The sequence below is a fragment of the Rossellomorea sp. NPDC071047 genome (assembly GCF_050270195.1).
Taxonomy (GTDB): Bacteria; Bacillota; Bacilli; order Bacillales; family Bacillaceae_B; genus Rossellomorea.
Genome location: NZ_JBNNJT010000001.1, coordinates 458,425 through 477,593, shown reverse-complemented (window position 1 = coordinate 477,593; position 19,169 = coordinate 458,425). Strand labels below are relative to the sequence as shown.

Genomic DNA, 19,169 nt, shown 5'->3' with positions numbered 1-19,169 from the left:
CTTTACCCTAAGAATAATTCATAATCCGTATTTTCTTTTAAGCAGTTCAAAGCTCTTTCCCGATCTTCGAGTGTTTGAAAGCTGATGACTAATACTCCGTAAATATCTTCTCTCGTTTCCAGGATCCTTATGTTTGTTAAACTTATGTTTTCCCCGGCAAGGTAAGCAGTAACTTCAGAAATCACCCCTGGATAATCAGGAACATCAACAAATAAGTCATAGAACGAAGGAATGGCCCCTTTTTCCAGGATTGGAAGATCATCGCGAAAAGTTTTCGCTTCTGTGAAGTAATCAAAGATTCCCTGTGAGTCCTTCTCTTCAATTATGGTGATGACTTCATCCATTTCTGATTTCCACTGTCTGAGAAGTGAAAGCAAAACAGCTCTGTTCTGAAGCGTGATATCCTTCCACATCGTCGGGTTGGAAGAGGCAATCCGTGTGATATCACGGAACCCTCCAGCAGCGAGCCTCCGCAAATAAGGATGCTGTACAGATGATTCTTTCGCTTGATGAACAAGAGATGCCGCTACAATATGTGGAAAATGACTGATCGTACCCGTTAATTCATCGTGCTCCCTGGGTTCGACGATCAGAAATTTGGCATGCGTTCCTTTCAGCCATCCCTGAAGTTCTTCTACTTTTTGACCAGTAGCACCAGAACCTGGAGTCAGCATATAGAAAGCATTTTCAAATAAGATTTTTTTAGCTGCTGCTACACCGCTTTTGTGAGAACCTGCCATCGGGTGACCACCAATGAACTGAATCCCTTTAGCAGTCAGTTCCTCGGAACACTTCATAATTTGTTCTTTTGTGCTCCCCGTATCGGTGATTATCACTGTTTCTTTTAAAGCGAATGATTGAAACTGCGTAATAATCTTTTCTGTTTGAAAGACTGGTGTGGAAATGATGATGAGATCCGCTCTTTCAGCAGCAGATTGTAAAGAAAGTGACATTTCATCGATAATTCCGAGTGATCTCGCCAATCTTAACTCTTTATGGTTGATATCATGTCCAATGATTGTAGCATCGGGGTGTTCGTTCTTTATACAGAGTGCCAATGAACCTCCGATTAATCCCATCCCGATGACCAATACTGTTCCTTTCATGATTGCCCCCCTCAGTTGATTTGAAAAAAGTCGGAATGGGCTCACATTCCAGAGCCGTTCCGACCATCCATTCCTTTTCACACTTGTTTTTGAAGGACTAGAAATTCCTTCATTTTCTCAATAACCTCTTCATTTTGTTCATAAGAGCCTACCGTTACCCGAACAGAATGAGGATATCCCAGAGCCTCTCCGGATCGTACAATGAATCCCTTACTCATCAAGAATTGAAACACATCATCACCGCTGACACCGAAATCGATTAACACGAAGTTTGCTTGTGATGGTATATAATGCAGGCCGTGTTCCTTGCAGAATTGGTAATACTGCTCCAGTCCTTTACGATTATGCTCCCTGCATTCTCTTATAAACTTCTGGTCTTCGACGGCTGCCGATGCGGCTCCCTGCCCTAAAGCATTATTATTGAACGGTTCCCGGATTGGTTCTAATTTTCTTATCACATCTTCATTTGCAATTCCAAACCCTACTCTAAAGCCCGCTAATCCGTATGCCTTGGAAAAAGTGCGTGTGATCAATAATTGAGGGTATGATTTTAATAATTCCAATGAATTATAGTAGTCTCCTGCCACCACATATTCATAATAAGCTTCATCCAATACGACTAATACATGCGCAGGAACAGCATCCAGGAAGGAGATGAGTTCCTCACTGCGAATATATTCCCCAGTTGGGTTATTCGGTGAGCAAAGCCAAACGACAGAGGTCGTTTCATCAATTTCAGCAAGCATCTTGGTTAATTGATGTCTACCAGCTGAGTCAAGGGGAACTTCTCTTATTTCTGCTCCTTCAACAATGGCATTATGTTTATACTGAGGGAAAGTCGGCGTAGCCATAACCGTGCTCTTATCACGATCTAGTAATGCTCTTGAAATCATCTGAATCACTTCATCTGATCCATTCCCGAAAAGTAACTGCCCAGGATCAACAGATAGCTGCTCTGCCACCTTCATTCGCAGTTCCTTTGCATAACCGTCGGGATAAATCGCATGTGAAACCGCGTTGGTCTTGAAAAAGATTTCAACGTTCTTTGAACAGCCGAATGGATTTTCATTCGAAGCAAGCTTCACTACCTTGTCGAGATTGAATAGTTCTTTCACATCATCCATCGTTTTCCCCGGCTGGTATGCTTTAAGATTTTGAATCTGAGATCTCCACTTCATGCTTACCTTCCTTTCAATCGTTTTCATTCGAAATAGACGCGGTATCCTTCAAGTCAGGACGTAGGCTGACTGCATTTTTCATATAGATATGTTGGATGTCTTTCTGAGGTGTAGTTGTATTTAAATGAATCATCACTCTAATACAATTCGGCAATGCACCAGGGAGATCCAACTCCTGCATGCACATGACAGGAACATATTTCCACTCTTCAATCCTTCTTAAAGCTTTTGCCGGAAATACACTCCTGATGTCACTGGTGGCAGAAATAAATACAGATGCAACATCCTCTGCCATAATATCATTATGTAAAATCATTTCCCTTAAGAGACTTTCAGTTGAAAGGAGAACTTCCTTTTCATTGTCATAATCCGTTGTAGTGGCGCCTCGAACTCCCCTGATCATTCTTCCACTCTCCCTTTACTCCGGCTAATGAGCTCTATTTTTACTTACGTGATTCATTAAGACCAGATTTCTAATTTAACTCTCGAATAAATTGATCTGCCCGTCTTAAGTCCTCAACAGATACTTTCTTCATCAATGGTTTCCCAATATCCTTCAATAACACAAAAACAGGATTTCCATGTTGGGATTTCTTATCAAGTTTCATTCCTTCATATAAATTGTCAAAAGTGATATGAGATGGAATGTTCAGATTGTACCCAAGTGAAGCGACCCAATCAATAAATCCTTGTAAATCAAATGCAAGTTCGCAGTATTGTTCACTAAGATAGAGAGCAAAAATCATCCCGATCATCACCGATTCACCATGAGTTCGATTTCCGTATCCACTGGCACTTTCAACGGCGTGGCCATACGTATGGCCAAAATTTAAAAACGCTCGGATATGCGATTCTCTCTCGTCCTTAGCAACTATATTTCCTTTAACACGGATCCCTTTCATCAGACAATCCGTTAGAAATACAGGATCCAACTGTTCCGGGGAATGAAAATTTTCCATCAACTCCTGTAAAAAAGCTCGATTGGATAGAAAGGCGTGCTTGATCACTTCTGAGAATCCGGATAGAACTTCCGTTTTCGGTAAAGTCGTCATATAATCCAAATCAAAAAACACACCTTCAGGCTGATAAAATTGGCCTACCATGTTTTTGCCGAGGGGGTGGTTAATCGCTACCTTTCCCCCAACGGCACTATCATGTGCGAGTATCGTTGTAGGGACACCTATGAAGGGGATCCCCCGCATATAGGTGGAAGCGACGAAACCTGCAAGATCTCCGATGGCTCCGCCTCCGAAGGCTATCACCAGGGCTCTGCGATCGACATGGTTTGCAAGACCTTGGGTGATGGCATCTTCATAAATAGCGAAACTTTTTGCCTGTTCTCCTTTAGGGGCCAGATAAGTCGTTACGTCATATGAGCGACTTAAAATCTCTGAAAAAGCTGTTCCATGAAGGTTGAAGACCTCTTTGTCCGCGATGATCCACAATTTAGATACTTGCGGAAAGGTCTTTTTTATAAACGAAACAATTTCATTCGTCATTTCCACTCCAATTTTCACATCATACGTTTTGGAAGCAGTTTGAATGGTTATCGTTTTCATTCATTAATACTCCCTGGACTCTTGACGTTGTCTATTGATATCTTCATGGAGCTTATCGAATTGATCACTATGAAATTGTTCCACGATAGCAGAAGCAAGCTCCCACGCAACTACGGCCTCTGCCACTACGCTCGCAGCTGGTACGGCACAGCTATCGGATCTCTCAATACTTGCTTTGAACGGTTCCTTTGTTTCGATATCCACACTTTGTAATGGTTTATATAGGGTGGGGATAGGCTTCATGACCCCTTTAACCCGAATGGGCATTCCTGTCGTCATACCGCCTTCAAAGCCGCCTAAACGATTTGTTTTACGGTAATAACCCTGTTCTTCACTCCAGGCAATTTCATCGTGAACTTCACTGCCCGGTTTTCGCGCCATTTCAAATCCTAAGCCGAATTCGACCCCTTTGAATGCATTAATACTCATGACAGCCATGGCAATCTTCGCATCAAGCTTACGGTCATAATGAACATAGCTACCGACTCCTGAAGGCATCCCTTCAACGATGACTTCAACCACACCACCAATGGAATCTCCATTTTTCTTAGCTTCATCTATTAAGTCCATCATTTTCTGTGCAGCTTCTTTATCCAGGCAACGGACCGGAGAATCTTCTGTTATATCTCTAAGTTCATTTATAGAATCATAGTGTAGGTGCTCTGCTTTAATTCCACCAATTTCAAGAACATGACCTACAACCTCGATACCTAACAACTTTAGTAACTTCTTCGCAACGGCACCTGCAGCCACTCTTACAGTGGTTTCTCTTGCTGATGACCTTTCCAATACATTCCTCAGATCCCTGTGTCCATATTTCATACCACCTACAAGGTCAGCATGTCCTGGTCTTGGCCTAGAAATCTTTCTCTTTACCTCTTCTTCTTCTCCAGGCTCCAGAGGTTCGATGCCCATCACTTTCGTCCAGTGAGTCCAGTCTCTATTCTCCACAACCAGTCCTAAAGGAGATCCCAGAGTATATCCATGTCTCACTCCTCCAACGATCGATGCCTGATCTTTCTCGATTTGCATCCTCCGGCCACGCCCATATCCTTTTTGCCTTCTTGCCAGGTTATCATTGATGTCCATAGCTTCTAAAGGCATTCCTGCAGGCAGCCCTTCAATGATGGTCGTTAATTGTGGTCCATGTGATTCTCCAGATGTTAAGTACCTCATTTACTTTCCCCCTTCAACTCGTTAAAGAATTATGTACCAATATAACATAGAATTCAGATCATTTCCTAGCCCTTAAGTTTAAAAAATTTTCTAAAAACCTCTCTTACATAGAAAAAAACGATGTAACCCAACATATTTGACTTTTAAACTGTAACGTTACAAAAAAGCAAGCGTACAGCCGTCCAGTAAATGTAGGATCGACATCGTAAATTTTAAATTTTTTTATAGAAGAATGTGTCTTCTGTCTCGAACCCGTATTGGGATGGGTTGAAGATTTGTTCGGTACTCCCGACAAAAAGCACTCCGCCGGGCCTCAGTGAAGCATTGAATTTTTTATACAATAGGTTTTTCGCTTCTTCCGTGAAATAAATTAACACATTTCTGCAAACAATCAAGTCGTAATTCCCCTCAAAAGGGTCCGACAGCAGGTTCTGCTGCTTGAAAGTCACGTTCCTCCTGATCTCTTCATTCAATTTGAACAAGGCGCCTTCCTGTGTGAAATAACGGGATTTCATTACAGAGGGGACCTCATTCAGCGATCGTTCAGGGTAGAGACCATTCCTTGCACGTTGAATGGCATTTTTATCGATATCAGTCGCGGTGATGGTCCGACCTGAAAGAGTCATGTGTTCCGACAGCATCATGGCTATCGTATACGGCTCTTCCCCCGTAGAACAAGCTGCACTCCAAACTTTAAATGATTTGTTTTCCTGTAGAAGTCTGGGAAGAATTTTAGTCTCTAGAACTTCCCACCGTTTGTAGTTTCGATAAAATTCTGAAACATTGATCGTCATTCGATCAAGAAACTCTTCCATTTCTTCCGTGTCTCGGTTCAGCTTACTGAAAAACTCCTGAAAACTCCCGCAGCCTTTTTTTTCATACAGGGCCGTTAATCTCCTTTTCATTTGAGCTTCTTTGTAAAGGGAAAGATCGATACCCGTTTTTCTTTTTATCCCTTGGATAAATTCAAGATAATCAATTGACATAAGGACCCACTCACTTTGCTACATTAAAGGTATAAGACTATATGTATTATATCGAACGTCATTCAGAAAAGTTAAACCCTACTCCATAAAAAAGGGCAAGTCGCCTTAACACGACTTGCCCTCAAAAAATTTATTATTTATCAGTTATTAATAAACCCACTCGTTCATTAATTTAGAATACTCTACCAGTTCTTCCTCTTTGAAGAATAAGCCGATTTCTCTAACAGCGCTTTCAGCAGAGTCAGATCCGTGGATGATATTCTTTCCGACTGTCAAGCCGAAATCACCGCGGATTGTTCCAAGGGCAGCATCCTTAGGGTTTGTTGCTCCCATCATTCCACGAGCTGTCGTGATGACGTTTTCACCTTGCCAAACCATTGCAAATACAGGTCCAGAAGTGATAAAGTCAACAAGTTCTCCAAAGAATGGTCTTTCCTTGTGCTCTCCGTAATGCTCTTCAGCTAACTCATTTGAAATGCTCATTAGCTTTGCCCCTACTAATTGAAAGCCCTTTTTTTCAAAACGTGATACGATATCACCGATTAACCCTCTTTGTACGCCGTCCGGCTTTACCATTAAAAATGTCTTTTCCATTTTCCCCACTCCTAAATATGTATGTATAGAAGTCCTAAGGACATCCCACGAAAATAGTAACACTGATTGGGGTTTTTGGCAACGTTTCCATTTTAAATTTTCTTAATATTTTCTCTTACCAATAAAGTTTGCGATATTCTTCAATGTTTTCTTCACGCGGTTGTATGGGAGATGCTCCAGATCTTCCAACGCTCTGTCTAAGTACATTCTGCTAAGCTGATGGGATCGATCTATGGCATCGGTAGCTAAGATGGACGAAATGATATCTTTCATCTCTTCAGAAGAAGTATATTCAGACACTCTTTCTATCTTCGTTTTAAGTTCAGGGTTTTCCATTGCATATAAAATCGGAAGGGTGATATTACCTTGCCACAAGTCACTGCCTGCTGGCTTACCCAGTTCTTCCTCACTTGCTGTCAGGTCTAATATATCATCTGTAATTTGGAAGCTCATCCCCACATTATAGCCAAACCGGTATAAGCGTCGATGTATTTCTTCAGGAGCCCCGGAAGAAATGGCACCGATCTGGCAGCTTACAGCAATCAGCAGGGCTGTTTTCCGCTTGATTCTAAGAAGATAATCCCTCAGATTTTGGTCAAATCGATATTTATCTTTTATTTGAGCGATCTCACCCTTACATACTTCAACAATGGTGTGAGAAAGTATTTGATGTGCTTCAGGCGCTTTAATATTCGTCATATACTCGAGAGCTCTTGCAAAGATGTAATCTCCAGTGTACATGGCAATACGATTGTCCCATTGAGCTTTAATTGTTGGCTTACCTCTTCTTAACTCTGCATCATCAATCACGTCATCGTGAACAAGGGATGCCATATGAATCAACTCCAAAGCCACTGCTACATTTTTCACAATGTTAATATCGTATTGTCCGAATTTTGCAGAGAGCAAGACAAAAACAGGTCGGATTCTTTTACCACCTGCTTGAAGTAGGTGAAGGGACGCCTCTTGTAAAAGTTGTGATTCTGATTCAATCGCAACTTCCAGTTCCTTTTCAATTTCATCAATATCCGTTTTTAAAAACGAATACATCCTGTTTAGCTTCATAATTTTTCCACCTAATTTACGAATTTCTTACTTTCTGCCTGAATGCATGGCAGCCACTCCGCCACTGTATGGTTTAACATGTATATTTTTAAAGCCGGCTTCTTCAAACATCTTCGCAAGCTCCTTCATCCCTGGGAAATCCCTAGCTGATTCCTGGAGCCATGAATATTCATTAAAACTCTTGGCAAAAACCTTTCCGAACAGAGGCATCACGAAACGAAAATATGCGTAATACATCTGTTTGAATCCGAGCATGGTTGGCTGGGAGGTTTCAAGGCAAACCGCCATGCCTCCTGGTTTCACCACACGATTCATTTCTTTTAAGACGTGGAGGTAGTCAGGAACATTCCGTAACCCGAAGCCTATTGTGACATAATCAAAGGTATTATCGTCAAAAGGCAGCTCCATTGCATTTCCATGGATCAGCTCAATGTTGTTCAAAGGGGATTTTTTTACTTTCTCTTCACCAATAGACAGCATATTCTGGCTGAAATCCAGCCCCACTACACTGCCTGTTTCTCCGACTCTTTCTCCTATCGCTAACGTCCAATCCGCAGTTCCACAGCAAACGTCCAGCGCCTTTGAGCCTGGCTTCACGTCCATATGCTTCATGGTATCTTTTCTCCACTTTTTATGCTGTTGGAAACTGATTACCGAATTCATCTTATCATAATTCGAGTATATTTTTTCAAATACTCCGTGGACTTTTTGTTCTTTGGACTGCTGCATTTCGATTTACCCTTCTTCCGCATATAGTTTGGTCATAGGTTCAGGCTCAGCATAAGGTAATAGCTCTACAATCAGCTTTTTAAAATACGGTGTTACCGGCTCTATGTTCTCTAACTGAGTTTGAATGGTTTTCTTCGTTGAGGAAATTAATTTATCCACCCTTGAAAGCAAGTGTCCAGACTCTTCTTTCGTTAGCTTTAAAGATGGTGTTTCACTGGCTGATTGGAACGTTAAAGTAGACAGCGCTTTAATAAAGCTCGTATTCTGTGAGTGCTCTATACAAATTCTCTCTTGAACGAGCTTCTTGTATAAAAGGGCTTGCTCAACAATCCGGATCCATTTGTCATCTTCAAAAAAACGAAAGAATTTTGAAACGATCGCTGATTCTCTTGTCTTCAAGCTTGACATTAGCCCATCAAGGTTTTGATGTTCCTCTTTATAAATGGAAATTTTGCTTTCGTTGATTTCTTTAATCGCCTTGGCTAATACGGCGATAAGGTCCACATCATCTGTGTCGGCAAGGATTTTATAGTAAAGGCTGCTGAAGTATACTCCTGCAAGTACCGTAAGCTGCCTCTCTTTCAATGGATCAAGCTCAGAGATTGTAACCTTTTCATGGGTATCAAGGGCTATCTGCAATAACATGGCAGTCGAAATCCACTGTACAACTTCTTTATTCAAGGTCCGTCCCTCATTGACAAAAGGAAGGAGCAGGAAATGAATCCGATCCCGATCAATGTAAGGCTGATCGATATATTCCTTTAAGTAAGAGTGATGCAACTGCTCTTCTATGTATTGATGAATGATATTCGCTTGATGGTTACAATCAATGAATTTCATACCCTTTAATCCCCATTTCTACTATGTATCGGTCTAAAAATTTCAGCATTAGATATTATACCATAAAATCCTCAACAATAGGGAATCAGTCTTGTCCCCATATTTAGCTGTGGTATAACAAAGGGGACGACTACGAAGTTCAACTACTCATAGTCAGTCCCACCAGTATCTTCTCTGGAACGTAAATGCTCAGAGTATTATTTCTTGTTATCACTTTCGACTTCACCGTAGCTTGTAACGATTGTTGCTTTTCCTCTGACCTTAATCGCAGAGGTATGGTCTGTAAACTGAGCAATCATGACTTCACCTTTATCAAGCTTTTCTGAATGATGAAATCGGGTATCCGTCCCTCTTGTCAGCCCGATCACGTTCACACCATCTTCAATCGCCTTAATCACAATATAATCATTTGAATTCATCCTTGGCTCACTCCTAATTCTTGATAAAAGAAAGAACTTCGCTTCGTGCTTGAGAGTCTTCTTTAAACGAGCCCCTTACTGCAGTTGTCACTGTACTTGAACCAGGCTTCTTTACACCTCTCATTGTCATGCACATATGCTCTGCTTCAACCACTACCATTGCACCATAAGGCTCAAGGGTTTCCATGATTGTATCAGCCACTGTCGAAGTGATTCTCTCTTGTAACTGAGGCCGTTTAGCAACAGATTCAACAGCCCTTGCCAGTTTACTAAGTCCAGCCACTCTTCCGTTTCTAGGAATATACGCTACATGAGCTTTTCCGTAGAAAGGTACCAAGTGGTGTTCACACATCGAATAAAAAGGAATATCCTTCACAAGCACCAATTCTTCATGCTCTTCACTGAATATTGTTTCAAAGTATTCTTTCGGATCGTGACCGATTCCCGAAAATACTTCTGCATACATCTTTGCTACACGTTTTGGTGTATCTAATAATCCTTCTCTATTAGGATTCTCTCCAATAGCTTCTAATATTAATCGAACTGCTTCTTCTATTTGGCCATGATTGACTTGTGCCATTATGTTGTCCTCCTATAATAACTTAAAGAAATAGTAACATTGTTAATATTAGCACAAGCCTATAATGTCATCAAAGACTAGTGCTTTAGAAGTTTTATAATAATATAAAACTCCTTTTAAAGGAATAAAACTTCGTACATATTTTAAGGAGAAATAACCATACTATAATCTAACAGCAAAAAAGGCCGCATAAATATGCGACCTTTTCTTTACGCTCAAAGTATGTAATTATTTTACAGCTTCTTTAAGCGCTTTACCTGGTTTGAAAGCAGGTACTTTGCTAGCTGAGATTTCGATCTCTTCACCTGTTTGTGGGTTGCGACCTTTACGGGCTGCACGCTCACGTACTTCGAAGTTACCGAATCCGATTAATTGTACTTTATCACCGTTTGCAAGTGAGTTTTGAATTGTATCGAAAACAGCGTCAACCGCTTTTGTAGCGTCCTTCTTAGATAGCTCAGCAGCTTCTGCAACAGCATTGATTAGTTCTGTCTTGTTCATGCCATTCACCTCCTCCCAAGGAAATGTCTCAGTCATGATTCATTTACTTTAATATCATTAGTAAACAAGTTTAGCGAATTCTATACATAAAGTTTAGAAAAAACGCTTGAAAACGTTGCTGAATCAATATTCAACAACAATTCTGTTAAAAGATTATCACAATAGATTAACCTTAGCAAGAACAAATCAAGAAATAATGGGAATCTTTTCTTATTTGAAACACAAATGTAATAGAATCCCCCTAAAGCCCTTTATTCCTGCACTCTATTCAACCTATCACTTCTTTTCGATGACTGCAACTTATACCTTCATCATCAGGTACTCTATCTTACTTCCCAACCTTGGAATTCCTTAAACATCTACACCCCTATTTTCATCTGGGGTGAATATCCATAATGATGTATCCCACATATGGTTTTAATGTATAAACCTATATATATCAAGGTTTCAGTGCCCCCTCAGTGTTTTCGCAATCTATTCGACCCAGCTATAAATTTATAAATATACAATAATGAAATCCGTAAAATAAAGTAGATATTTGTTAAGAAAAATTCAAATCTGTAAGTTAGAAATAAAAGGTTTTAAATAAGACAAATAAAAAAAGACCCTCCTAAGAAGGTCCAAAACATTTATAATATGATGGCGATCAACCCACCTGATCCCTCGTTGATGATTCTTTCCAACGTATCTTTTAGTTTATATCTTGCATTCTCAGGCATTAAAGAAAGTTTCGCTTGGATTCCCTCTCTTACAATGGAACTTAAGCTTCTGCCGAATATATCGGAATTCCAGATGGAAAGCGGGTCATCTTCGAAATCCTGCATTAAGTAGCGCACTAGTTCTTCGCTCTGTTTTTCTGTACCGATAATTGGTTCGAACTTGGACTGTACATCCACTTTAATCATGTGGATGGATGGTGCAACTGCTTTCAAGCTGACCCCGAATCTGGAACCCTGTCTGATGATCTCCGGTTCATCCAGACTCATATCATTTAACGAAGGCGCCGCGATGCCATATCCCGTCTGTTTCACCATTCTTAACGCATCTGAAATCTGGTCGTATTCCGCTTTTGCATGAGCGAAGTCCTGCATTAATTCCAGGAGATGATCTTTCCCGCGAATTTCCACCCCGACAATCTCCTTCAGTACTTCATCATACAGTTCGTCAGGGGCGTACAGGTCAATTTCTGCAATCCCTTGCCCCATATCAATTCCGGCAAGTCCTGCCCTTTCGATATGGTCAAACTCACTGAAATAATGAACAACACGATCCACATCCCGCAGTCGTTTAATATCTTTAACAGTTTCTTTCACTGCTTCCTGATAGTTCTGTCTTAGCCAGTGCTCTTCTTTCAGAACCATTACCCAGCTTGGAAGATTCACATTCACTTCAAGTACCGGGAATTCGAATAGAGCTTCTCTCAAGACGTTGAGGACGTCTGAGTCTCTCATGCTTTCTACACTCATGGCGAGAACTGGAATGTCATACTTATCTTGAAGTTTCACTCTCAGGTCTTCTGTCTCAGGGGCATGTGGCCTCGCTGAGTTGATGACCATGATAAATGGTTTACCTACTTCTTTCAGTTCCTCAATGACTCTCTCTTCCGCTTGGATATAATCGCCTCTGCCAATTTCACCGATGGAACCGTCGGTTGTCACCACAACACCGATCGTAGAGTGTTCCTGGATGACTTTACGCGTACCGATCTCTGCCGCTTCATGGAAAGGAATAGGCTCTTCATACCATGGGGTATTGATCATTCTAGGCCCATTTTCATCCTCGTATCCTTTAGCACCCGGTACCGTATATCCCACACAATCTACCAATCTAATATTCACTTCGAGGCCTTCATCGACATGAACAGAGATGGCTTGATTCGGAACAAACTTCGGTTCTGTCGTCATGATGGTCCTGCCTGCCGCACTTTGAGGTAACTCATCCTGCGCTCTTGCTCGTTCTGATTCACTTGCGATGTTAGGAAGGACGACAAGTTCCATGAACTTCTTGATGAATGTTGATTTTCCTGTTCTAACTGCTCCTACCACACCTAAATAGATATCTCCGCCTGTTCTTTCGGCAATGTCCTTAAATAGATCGACTCTTTCCAAGAGATTCCCTCCCATCTTATATTCCAGGGATGTTTCATCCGTGTATTCTGTCTCACATTCTATATTTATGATGTTGTCCCAATGACTTATGACTATTAATATGCTTTTTTTCCCCCCTTATGATTAAAAGTATAAAAATTTATTATGTCTGAGCATTTATGATCATTAGTTTTGATGAAATTTCCCTATAAAGGATGACATAAAAATAATAACCCTTCCCTTACAATATATTTTGCAAGAAAAGGGTTATGCCTATTTTGTCATAAAGACAGGATCGTTATTTTCATCTACCGTATAAGGTAAAGAATAAGCTGGAACAAAAAAAGTGTCCTCGACAAGTAAATTCCGGATATCCACTCCAGGCTCCAGTTCTTTATCAGTCGATTTGATCTGCTCAAATAAGTCCATTGAGTAATCTACAAATATGTCACCGTCACCATTAATGACAAGGGGAAGGTTCTTGTTTGAATAGGGGCTATTTACGTACACATCACCATCATACCCCAGTTCATTATAGTTTAATGTATATACATTATTGGCTACTTCCTCTTTAAATGGCGGGTAACCTTGAGCTTCTATCCTGATTTTCAATTCCCTTATTTGTTCTGCCAGCCGAAGATCAAAAATCTTGACTTGAGGATCTTCCTCCACGTCAGTCAACACATATTGAAAGATCCCACCGTTTTCAAAAGCGTTCCCTGGAATCTCTGCTAAGTACTGAGGTGAAAGCTTCCTGAAATCAATCGGATACTTCTGATAAATGGGTGTATCCTGGTCCCGGGTTTTAATTGGAAGCAACCCATTATTGTCCTTCTGATAGGTTACGACCGCATCTTGAACAGCTTTCACCTGAGTTTCATAAGGGATCTGATTCTGACTGAGCTTTTCCTCAGGGTACATACATCCAGAAAGAATACTCATAGTTAAAATAAGAAGAAATGCAATTAAACCTAAGCGTTTCAATCTAAAAACGTCCTTTCAATCGGACAGCAACCTAATTGGTCGGTCCACTAAATACAATATAGATCATCATAAGTCCACCGGCAATCATCATTATATATGCTATGAATGCTGTAATAAAACGCAAGAATTTCTGCTTGATCTTATACCTGCTAAAATAGATCGTTAATATGGCAAAAAACATGAATCCCATCGATGCAAACGAAATCCACATCTTCATCATTGAATCCAACATACATCCCTCCTGTTATCGAATGTATTATATCATAAGATTTTTACAAAAGAATAGAAAAGAATGGTTGTTCAATAATCTGTTACAAACCTCAAGATGGACCTATACGGACTTCCCCGGGGAGAGACTATCAAAAAAAAGAGCTTCCCAAGTATTTCAGCATCATTTAACTGATGTCAAAATACTTGAGCTGCTCTAAACAAAGCGAGACCTACCCATCCATAGGCAAAGCTGTATATATTCATGACAGTGTATGCAACAGGGGCGCACTTCGCATCCTCGAATGCCTATTATTCCAAGATTAATTCATTGTTTCGAAAGAATGATCTACTCCTCAATAAATCTTCATTAGGGAAGGTTGACATGCATTCCATCGTAAAAGAATCAACTTAATTTAATCGTTCTCCGAGAATGTTCACGAGGTCTTCCATCTCGTTGGTCTTTACACGTCCCATTAAGTGGTCTACCGCTTCTTTCGCTTCTATTTTATTGAATAGCACATCATACAAAGCGTTGGTAATGGGCATATTCACTTCATACTTGTCTGCTAACTGATGAGCAGCTTTTGTTGTGCGTACACCCTCAACAACCATCCCCATGTTGTCCAGGACCTCATCAAGGTTATGACCCTTACCAAGCATATTTCCCGCTCTCCAGTTTCTTGAATGTACACTTGTACATGTAACGATCAAATCACCGATACCAGTTAAACCTGAAAATGTTAATGGGTTTGCTCCCATCTTGGTTCCCAAACGGGCTATTTCTGCAAGTCCCCTCGTTATAAGAGCGGCTTTTGCATTATCTCCATATCCCAATCCGTCTGTAATTCCGGCTGCAAGGGCTATGATATTCTTTAAGGCTCCACCGATTTCAACCCCCAGCATATCGGGATTCGTATATACACGGAAATTCATATTCATGAATAAGTCCTGAATCTCTTCAGCAGCCTTCATATCCTTAGAGGAAACGGTCACTGTCGTTGGATGCCTTAAACTCACTTCTTCAGCGTGACTTGGCCCAGACAATACCACCACTGTATGTAAGTTATCAGGGGTCATTTCATCTTCAATCATTTCTGAGATTCTTAGAAGTGAATCAGGTTCAATCCCTTTACTCACATGAACAACGGTTAATGGTGCACTTTGAACCTCCTGAATTTGACCCAATACTCCGCGGATCGCTTTCGTCGGTACAGCCAGAATGATCGTATCAACGCCATCTAAAGACTCACTAAGGTCATGATAACCCTGGATGGATTCCGGAAGCTTGACCTCTTTCAGGTACTTTTCGTTGGTATGTCGAGTATTAATTTCATCAATCTGTTCTTTTTTGTGTCCCCATAATCTTACTTCCAGTCCATTATCAGCCAGGACCATCGCAAGTGCCGTCCCCCAGCTCCCTGCGCCAACAACCGTTATTTTCTTTGAATTTTTCATTTTTACACCCACCTTATTATTTTCTTGCGCGAGCAATAATACGAATAGGAGTTCCTTCAAATCCAAATGCATCACGTATTCTATTTTCCAAGAATCGTTCGTATGAGAAGTGCATTAATTCCGGATCATTCACAAATACCACGAATGTTGGCGGCTTCACAGCCACTTGAGTCGCGTAGTAGATTCTGAGTCGCTTACCATTATCTGTAGGAGTTGGATTCATTGCCACTGCATCCATGACCACTTCATTCAACACGCTTGATTGTACTCGCAGGGCATGATTTTCACTTGCCATATTAATGATAGGCAGTAATGTATGAATGCGCTTCTTTGTTTTGGCAGATAGAAAAACGATCGGAGCATAATCAAGGAATTGAAAATGTTCGCGGATATTCTTTTCCCATTTATTCATGGTTTTCTCGTCTTTATCAACAGCGTCCCATTTATTCACGACGATTACCACTGCTCGACCTGCATCATGAGCATACCCGGCAATTTTTTTATCTTGCTCGATAATTCCTTCTTCTCCATCAATGACAGATAAGACGACATCGGAACGTTCAATCGCTCTAAGAGCTCTTAACACACTGTATTTTTCAGTGGTTTCATACACTTTACCTTTTTTCCTCATTCCTGCAGTATCAATGATGACATAATCCTGTCCATCATACGTGTAGGAGGAATCAATGGCATCCCGCGTCGTTCCTGCAACATTACTCACAATCACACGCTCTTCTCCTAATAAAGCGTTAACCAGGGAAGATTTCCCGACATTCGGTCGACCAATTAATGAAAATTTGATCACATCTTCTGCATAGTCCTCTTCTTCTTCTTGTTTAAAGTTTTTCACAACATCGTCAAGAAGATCCCCTAACCCAAGACCATGAGAACCTGAAATTGGATACGGCTCTCCAAATCCAAGGGAGTAAAAATCATAAATCATTTCCCTCATTTCGGGGTTATCAATTTTATTTATCCCCAGTACGACCGGTTTCTTAGAGCGATAAAGGATTTTGGCCACAATTTCATCTGCAGCTGTCACACCTTCACGGCCATTCGTCAAAAAGACAATCACATCCGCTTCATCAATGGCAATTTCAGCCTGCTGCCTGATTTGATCAAGGAATGGCTCATTCCCCAGTTCAATCCCACCTGTATCTATAATGTTAAATTCATGAGTCAGCCACTCAGCAGAACTATATATACGGTCTCTTGTTACACCAGGCACATCTTCAACAATGGAAATTCTTTCACCAACAATTCTATTAAAGATCGTGGACTTCCCAACGTTTGGACGCCCTACGATTGCTACTACTGGTTTTGTCACGTTATTCACCCTTTCTGTAAGAAGGTTTGTCCTATTCTTACATTTCCTCTTTTTATACCTTTTCAATCATCAATCGGAGTTATGCATAAGAAGGACTGGCCCTTAAGGTATTGTTTCCTTATGGGACAGTCCCCCCTAACTTAACTATTTTATCAATAAAAGAATAAACTAGCAATCAATGTTTTACAATGATAAATAGTCCTTCATCCAGTTCATGGGCAATGCCATCGAGAATCGCCTCTAAATTTGCACAGACCTTTTGCAATTCTTCATCTGTTTTACAATAAAAGACGCTTGTTCCACTTGGAACTTTTTCAGGTGATGTCGTAACCGTCGCAAGAATAAACTTTTGGATCGTTGTACTCATTCTAATTTACCACCCTCCTGATTCGCTTTCGATTCTGACGGCATTCTTATCGCATTTTCCAATGTTGGCACCTGCCCAAGAATGGCAATGGCTTTCTCTACATCCTTTCGCTGCGGGAGGACGAATACACCTATTCGACCATCGTCTAAATCCCTCTTGGCCAGTGGCGTTAAAGCCGGAGTTCCTGAATCTTTAAATATCCCCAACGAAGTAGACATGTCATGAAGAATGGCCTGCCTTTGACCGAGGTTCGCTACCGTTGATCTGGCATCGAATGATTTTGGGGAGAGTACAAACCCCATTCCATACTTTAAAATTTCTTCTTGTCTTACCTTTAATCCAATATTCATAATATATATATTATCAACGTAAAGTCCTGCCCCCTTAAAATGAGGCTTCACATATTCAATAGTTACGATATCCTTCAATCTGCCTCCAGCCATTAGTTTATGGGCAGCGACCATACATATCGCACTGATCAAAAGAGCTACATAGAAGTTAAAGACAATATAAGCTAAAGTAGCTAAGAGAGAAGTGAAAATAACCAAATAATTGCGGCTTTCAAAGGCTACGGCAATTCCCTCGATGTATGTTGCCCCTCTAGGAACAAGTTCATATGCATCTAACTCCGTCAATGTGTTCCTCTCCATATTTCGTACATCCCGAAATTGAGACGCAGCAACGGTTAAGAAAGTAATTGCCGTGAAGTTCTCCTCTAGTAAAGCAGGAATCGCGATGGTACCTAAGCCGGAAGCAATAAATCCAAGAGCAATATGTATAATCTTCCCATGCAAATAAGTGGGATATTGGCGATAGTCTGTACGCAGCATATAGATTCTGGTTAATGTCCCAACTACTACTCCGAAGATGACCGGATACACATACTCATTCATAGATTCTTCATTTCCCCTTTGTTTGTTTGTACTTTGATGTTGAATGACTGATTAATTTCTTCAAACAACTTAACCGCTAAGAGAATTCCAGTGGAAATAGCCAGGACATCGAGGTAAACAGGTCCACCTATGGGAAATAAAAACCCTACATTCTTTAATGGGATGCTCATAAAGACTTCACCCACTATACTGCTCGCGGCAATAGCGATCATCCGGAACATATAGGAAGACGAGCTATAGAAGAGAATACTCAGGAAAGCAAGCGATGAAGCCATAATAAGGTTTCGATCAATGAACATGAGAACGGGATCATAAATAGCCACTAACCCAATGCCGGCATAAAGCATCCCCATCGCCAGAATGACTACAAGCATATATAATTTTTCTTTCAGACTAAAAATTCTTATGTAATGGATACAAATAAGTCCTAAAACAAAAACCGGTATTGCAACCTCCACTGAACCTACTTTCAAACCATACGGAAACACGCATAATAACACTAAACAAATGAAGGAATAATGGAAACGATATGGGTGTGCCTTATCCATCATAAACGTCGTAAAAATCCAAATTCCCCAAATCAGCCATAAATACAGAATCCCATCCACAATCACTCACTCCCTCCTATTATCTACATTATGGAAAATCTTTATGTATCTCATTCATGTATGAATCATTTTTTCAAAGAAAAAATAAGAAAGGGAGGTGTTTATCATGGGTAAAGATCGTCAAGAAAAGAAACTAAAACAAAGCAAACGAGTCGAATCAGACAGAGACCAGGGCCTGCACTACAACGGAGCAACAAGCCTGCAAGGACCGGAAGAAGCTAAAAAGGAACAGAGATAACAAGAAAAGCGGAGGCGGCTTGGGCAGAGGCGACAAGCATAAGGCGAACATGACAGAAAGGCGCTTTTTGCCTTTTTGGCATGTTTGACTTATGACCTCGAGCCTCTAGCCGCCGGAGCTGGACATCAAGAAAAGCGGAGGCGGCTTGGGCAGAGGCGACAAGCATAAGGTGAACATGACAGAAAGGCGCTTTTTGCCTTTTTGGCATGTTTGACTTATGACCTCGAGCCTCTAGCCGCCGGAGCTGGACATCAAGAAAAGCGGAGG

22 protein-coding genes are annotated in these 19,169 nt (G+C 40.9%); 1 reads left to right on the top strand and 21 read right to left on the bottom strand.

Features of this window, described 5'->3' with window-relative positions:
- Positions 1-2: 2 nt before the first annotated feature.
- The 21 genes from ACQKFO_RS02430 to ACQKFO_RS02330 all read right to left on the bottom strand — a co-directional run bounded on the left by ACQKFO_RS02430 (position 3) and on the right by ACQKFO_RS02330 (position 18,670).
- A complete protein-coding gene (locus ACQKFO_RS02430; RefSeq protein ID WP_427596694.1) occupies positions 3-1,106 on the bottom strand; it encodes a prephenate dehydrogenase in 1,104 nt (367 codons plus the stop codon).
- Positions 1,107-1,183: 77 nt separating this feature from the next.
- Positions 1,184-2,284, bottom strand: coding sequence for a histidinol-phosphate transaminase (hisC, locus tag ACQKFO_RS02425; RefSeq protein WP_427596693.1), 1,101 nt, complete (start codon positions 2,282-2,284; stop codon positions 1,184-1,186).
- A 13-nt stretch (positions 2,285-2,297) separates the two neighbouring features.
- Positions 2,298-2,687: a chorismate mutase gene (aroH, locus tag ACQKFO_RS02420; RefSeq protein ID WP_427596692.1), complete on the bottom strand. Its 390-nt coding sequence runs from the start codon at positions 2,685-2,687 to the stop codon at positions 2,298-2,300.
- A gap of 70 nt (positions 2,688-2,757) precedes the next feature.
- Positions 2,758-3,843, bottom strand: a complete 1,086-nt coding sequence (gene aroB / locus ACQKFO_RS02415) for a 3-dehydroquinate synthase (protein ID WP_427596690.1) — start codon at positions 3,841-3,843, stop codon at positions 2,758-2,760.
- A gap of 3 nt (positions 3,844-3,846) precedes the next feature.
- On the bottom strand, positions 3,847-5,019 hold the full coding sequence (gene aroC, locus ACQKFO_RS02410) for a chorismate synthase (protein ID WP_427596688.1): 1,173 nt from the start codon (positions 5,017-5,019) through the stop codon (positions 3,847-3,849).
- A 212-nt stretch (positions 5,020-5,231) separates the two neighbouring features.
- Positions 5,232-6,005, bottom strand: a complete 774-nt coding sequence (locus ACQKFO_RS02405) for a CheR family methyltransferase (protein ID WP_427596687.1) — start codon at positions 6,003-6,005, stop codon at positions 5,232-5,234.
- 147 nt (positions 6,006-6,152) lie between these two features.
- Positions 6,153-6,599 carry a nucleoside-diphosphate kinase gene (gene ndk / locus ACQKFO_RS02400; RefSeq protein WP_034758349.1) on the bottom strand — a complete coding sequence of 149 codons (447 nt, stop codon included), beginning with the start codon at positions 6,597-6,599 and terminating at the stop codon, positions 6,153-6,155.
- Between the two features lie 102 nt (positions 6,600-6,701).
- Complete coding sequence (gene hepT, locus ACQKFO_RS02395; RefSeq protein ID WP_427596686.1) at positions 6,702-7,664, bottom strand: heptaprenyl diphosphate synthase component II; 963 nt, start codon at positions 7,662-7,664, stop codon at positions 6,702-6,704.
- Positions 7,665-7,691: 27 nt separating this feature from the next.
- Entirely contained in the window at positions 7,692-8,393 is a 702-nt protein-coding gene (locus tag ACQKFO_RS02390; protein WP_427596685.1) for a demethylmenaquinone methyltransferase, read from the bottom strand.
- A 6-nt stretch (positions 8,394-8,399) separates the two neighbouring features.
- On the bottom strand, positions 8,400-9,233 hold the full coding sequence (locus ACQKFO_RS02385; RefSeq protein ID WP_427596684.1) for a heptaprenyl diphosphate synthase component 1: 834 nt from the start codon (positions 9,231-9,233) through the stop codon (positions 8,400-8,402).
- A gap of 197 nt (positions 9,234-9,430) precedes the next feature.
- Positions 9,431-9,652: a trp RNA-binding attenuation protein MtrB gene (mtrB, locus tag ACQKFO_RS02380; protein ID WP_034758340.1), complete on the bottom strand. Its 222-nt coding sequence runs from the start codon at positions 9,650-9,652 to the stop codon at positions 9,431-9,433.
- A 13-nt stretch (positions 9,653-9,665) separates the two neighbouring features.
- Positions 9,666-10,232: a GTP cyclohydrolase I FolE gene (gene folE, locus ACQKFO_RS02375; protein ID WP_148969469.1), complete on the bottom strand. Its 567-nt coding sequence runs from the start codon at positions 10,230-10,232 to the stop codon at positions 9,666-9,668.
- Between the two features lie 228 nt (positions 10,233-10,460).
- Positions 10,461-10,733 (bottom strand): HU family DNA-binding protein, encoded by a 273-nt coding sequence (locus ACQKFO_RS02370; protein ID WP_034758336.1) that lies wholly within the window; start codon positions 10,731-10,733, stop codon positions 10,461-10,463.
- Positions 10,734-11,362: 629 nt separating this feature from the next.
- Positions 11,363-12,841, bottom strand: a complete 1,479-nt coding sequence (gene spoIVA, locus ACQKFO_RS02365; protein WP_148969470.1) for a stage IV sporulation protein A — start codon at positions 12,839-12,841, stop codon at positions 11,363-11,365.
- 252 nt (positions 12,842-13,093) lie between these two features.
- Positions 13,094-13,804 carry a hypothetical protein gene (locus tag ACQKFO_RS02360; protein ID WP_427596683.1) on the bottom strand — a complete coding sequence of 237 codons (711 nt, stop codon included), beginning with the start codon at positions 13,802-13,804 and terminating at the stop codon, positions 13,094-13,096.
- A 31-nt stretch (positions 13,805-13,835) separates the two neighbouring features.
- On the bottom strand, positions 13,836-14,036 hold the full coding sequence (locus ACQKFO_RS02355; RefSeq protein WP_427596682.1) for a DUF2768 domain-containing protein: 201 nt from the start codon (positions 14,034-14,036) through the stop codon (positions 13,836-13,838).
- Positions 14,037-14,422: 386 nt separating this feature from the next.
- On the bottom strand, positions 14,423-15,469 hold the full coding sequence (locus ACQKFO_RS02350; RefSeq protein WP_427596681.1) for an NAD(P)H-dependent glycerol-3-phosphate dehydrogenase: 1,047 nt from the start codon (positions 15,467-15,469) through the stop codon (positions 14,423-14,425).
- Positions 15,470-15,485: 16 nt separating this feature from the next.
- Complete coding sequence (gene der, locus ACQKFO_RS02345; protein WP_427596680.1) at positions 15,486-16,796, bottom strand: ribosome biogenesis GTPase Der; 1,311 nt, start codon at positions 16,794-16,796, stop codon at positions 15,486-15,488.
- 175 nt (positions 16,797-16,971) lie between these two features.
- A complete protein-coding gene (locus tag ACQKFO_RS02340) occupies positions 16,972-17,163 on the bottom strand; it encodes a capping complex subunit for YIEGIA (RefSeq protein ID WP_427596679.1) in 192 nt (63 codons plus the stop codon).
- A complete protein-coding gene (locus ACQKFO_RS02335) occupies positions 17,160-18,056 on the bottom strand; it encodes a YIEGIA family protein (RefSeq protein ID WP_427596677.1) in 897 nt (298 codons plus the stop codon). The genes ACQKFO_RS02340 and ACQKFO_RS02335 overlap by 4 nt, the downstream gene beginning before the upstream one ends.
- Entirely contained in the window at positions 18,053-18,670 is a 618-nt protein-coding gene (locus tag ACQKFO_RS02330; protein ID WP_427596676.1) for a YphA family membrane protein, read from the bottom strand. The genes ACQKFO_RS02335 and ACQKFO_RS02330 overlap by 4 nt, the downstream gene beginning before the upstream one ends.
- Positions 18,671-18,770: 100 nt before the next feature.
- On the opposite strand from ACQKFO_RS02330, the gene ACQKFO_RS02325 reads away from it, so the two are divergent.
- A complete protein-coding gene (locus ACQKFO_RS02325; RefSeq protein WP_427596675.1) occupies positions 18,771-18,902 on the top strand; it encodes a YpzI family protein in 132 nt (43 codons plus the stop codon).
- Positions 18,903-19,169 lie beyond the last annotated feature (267 nt).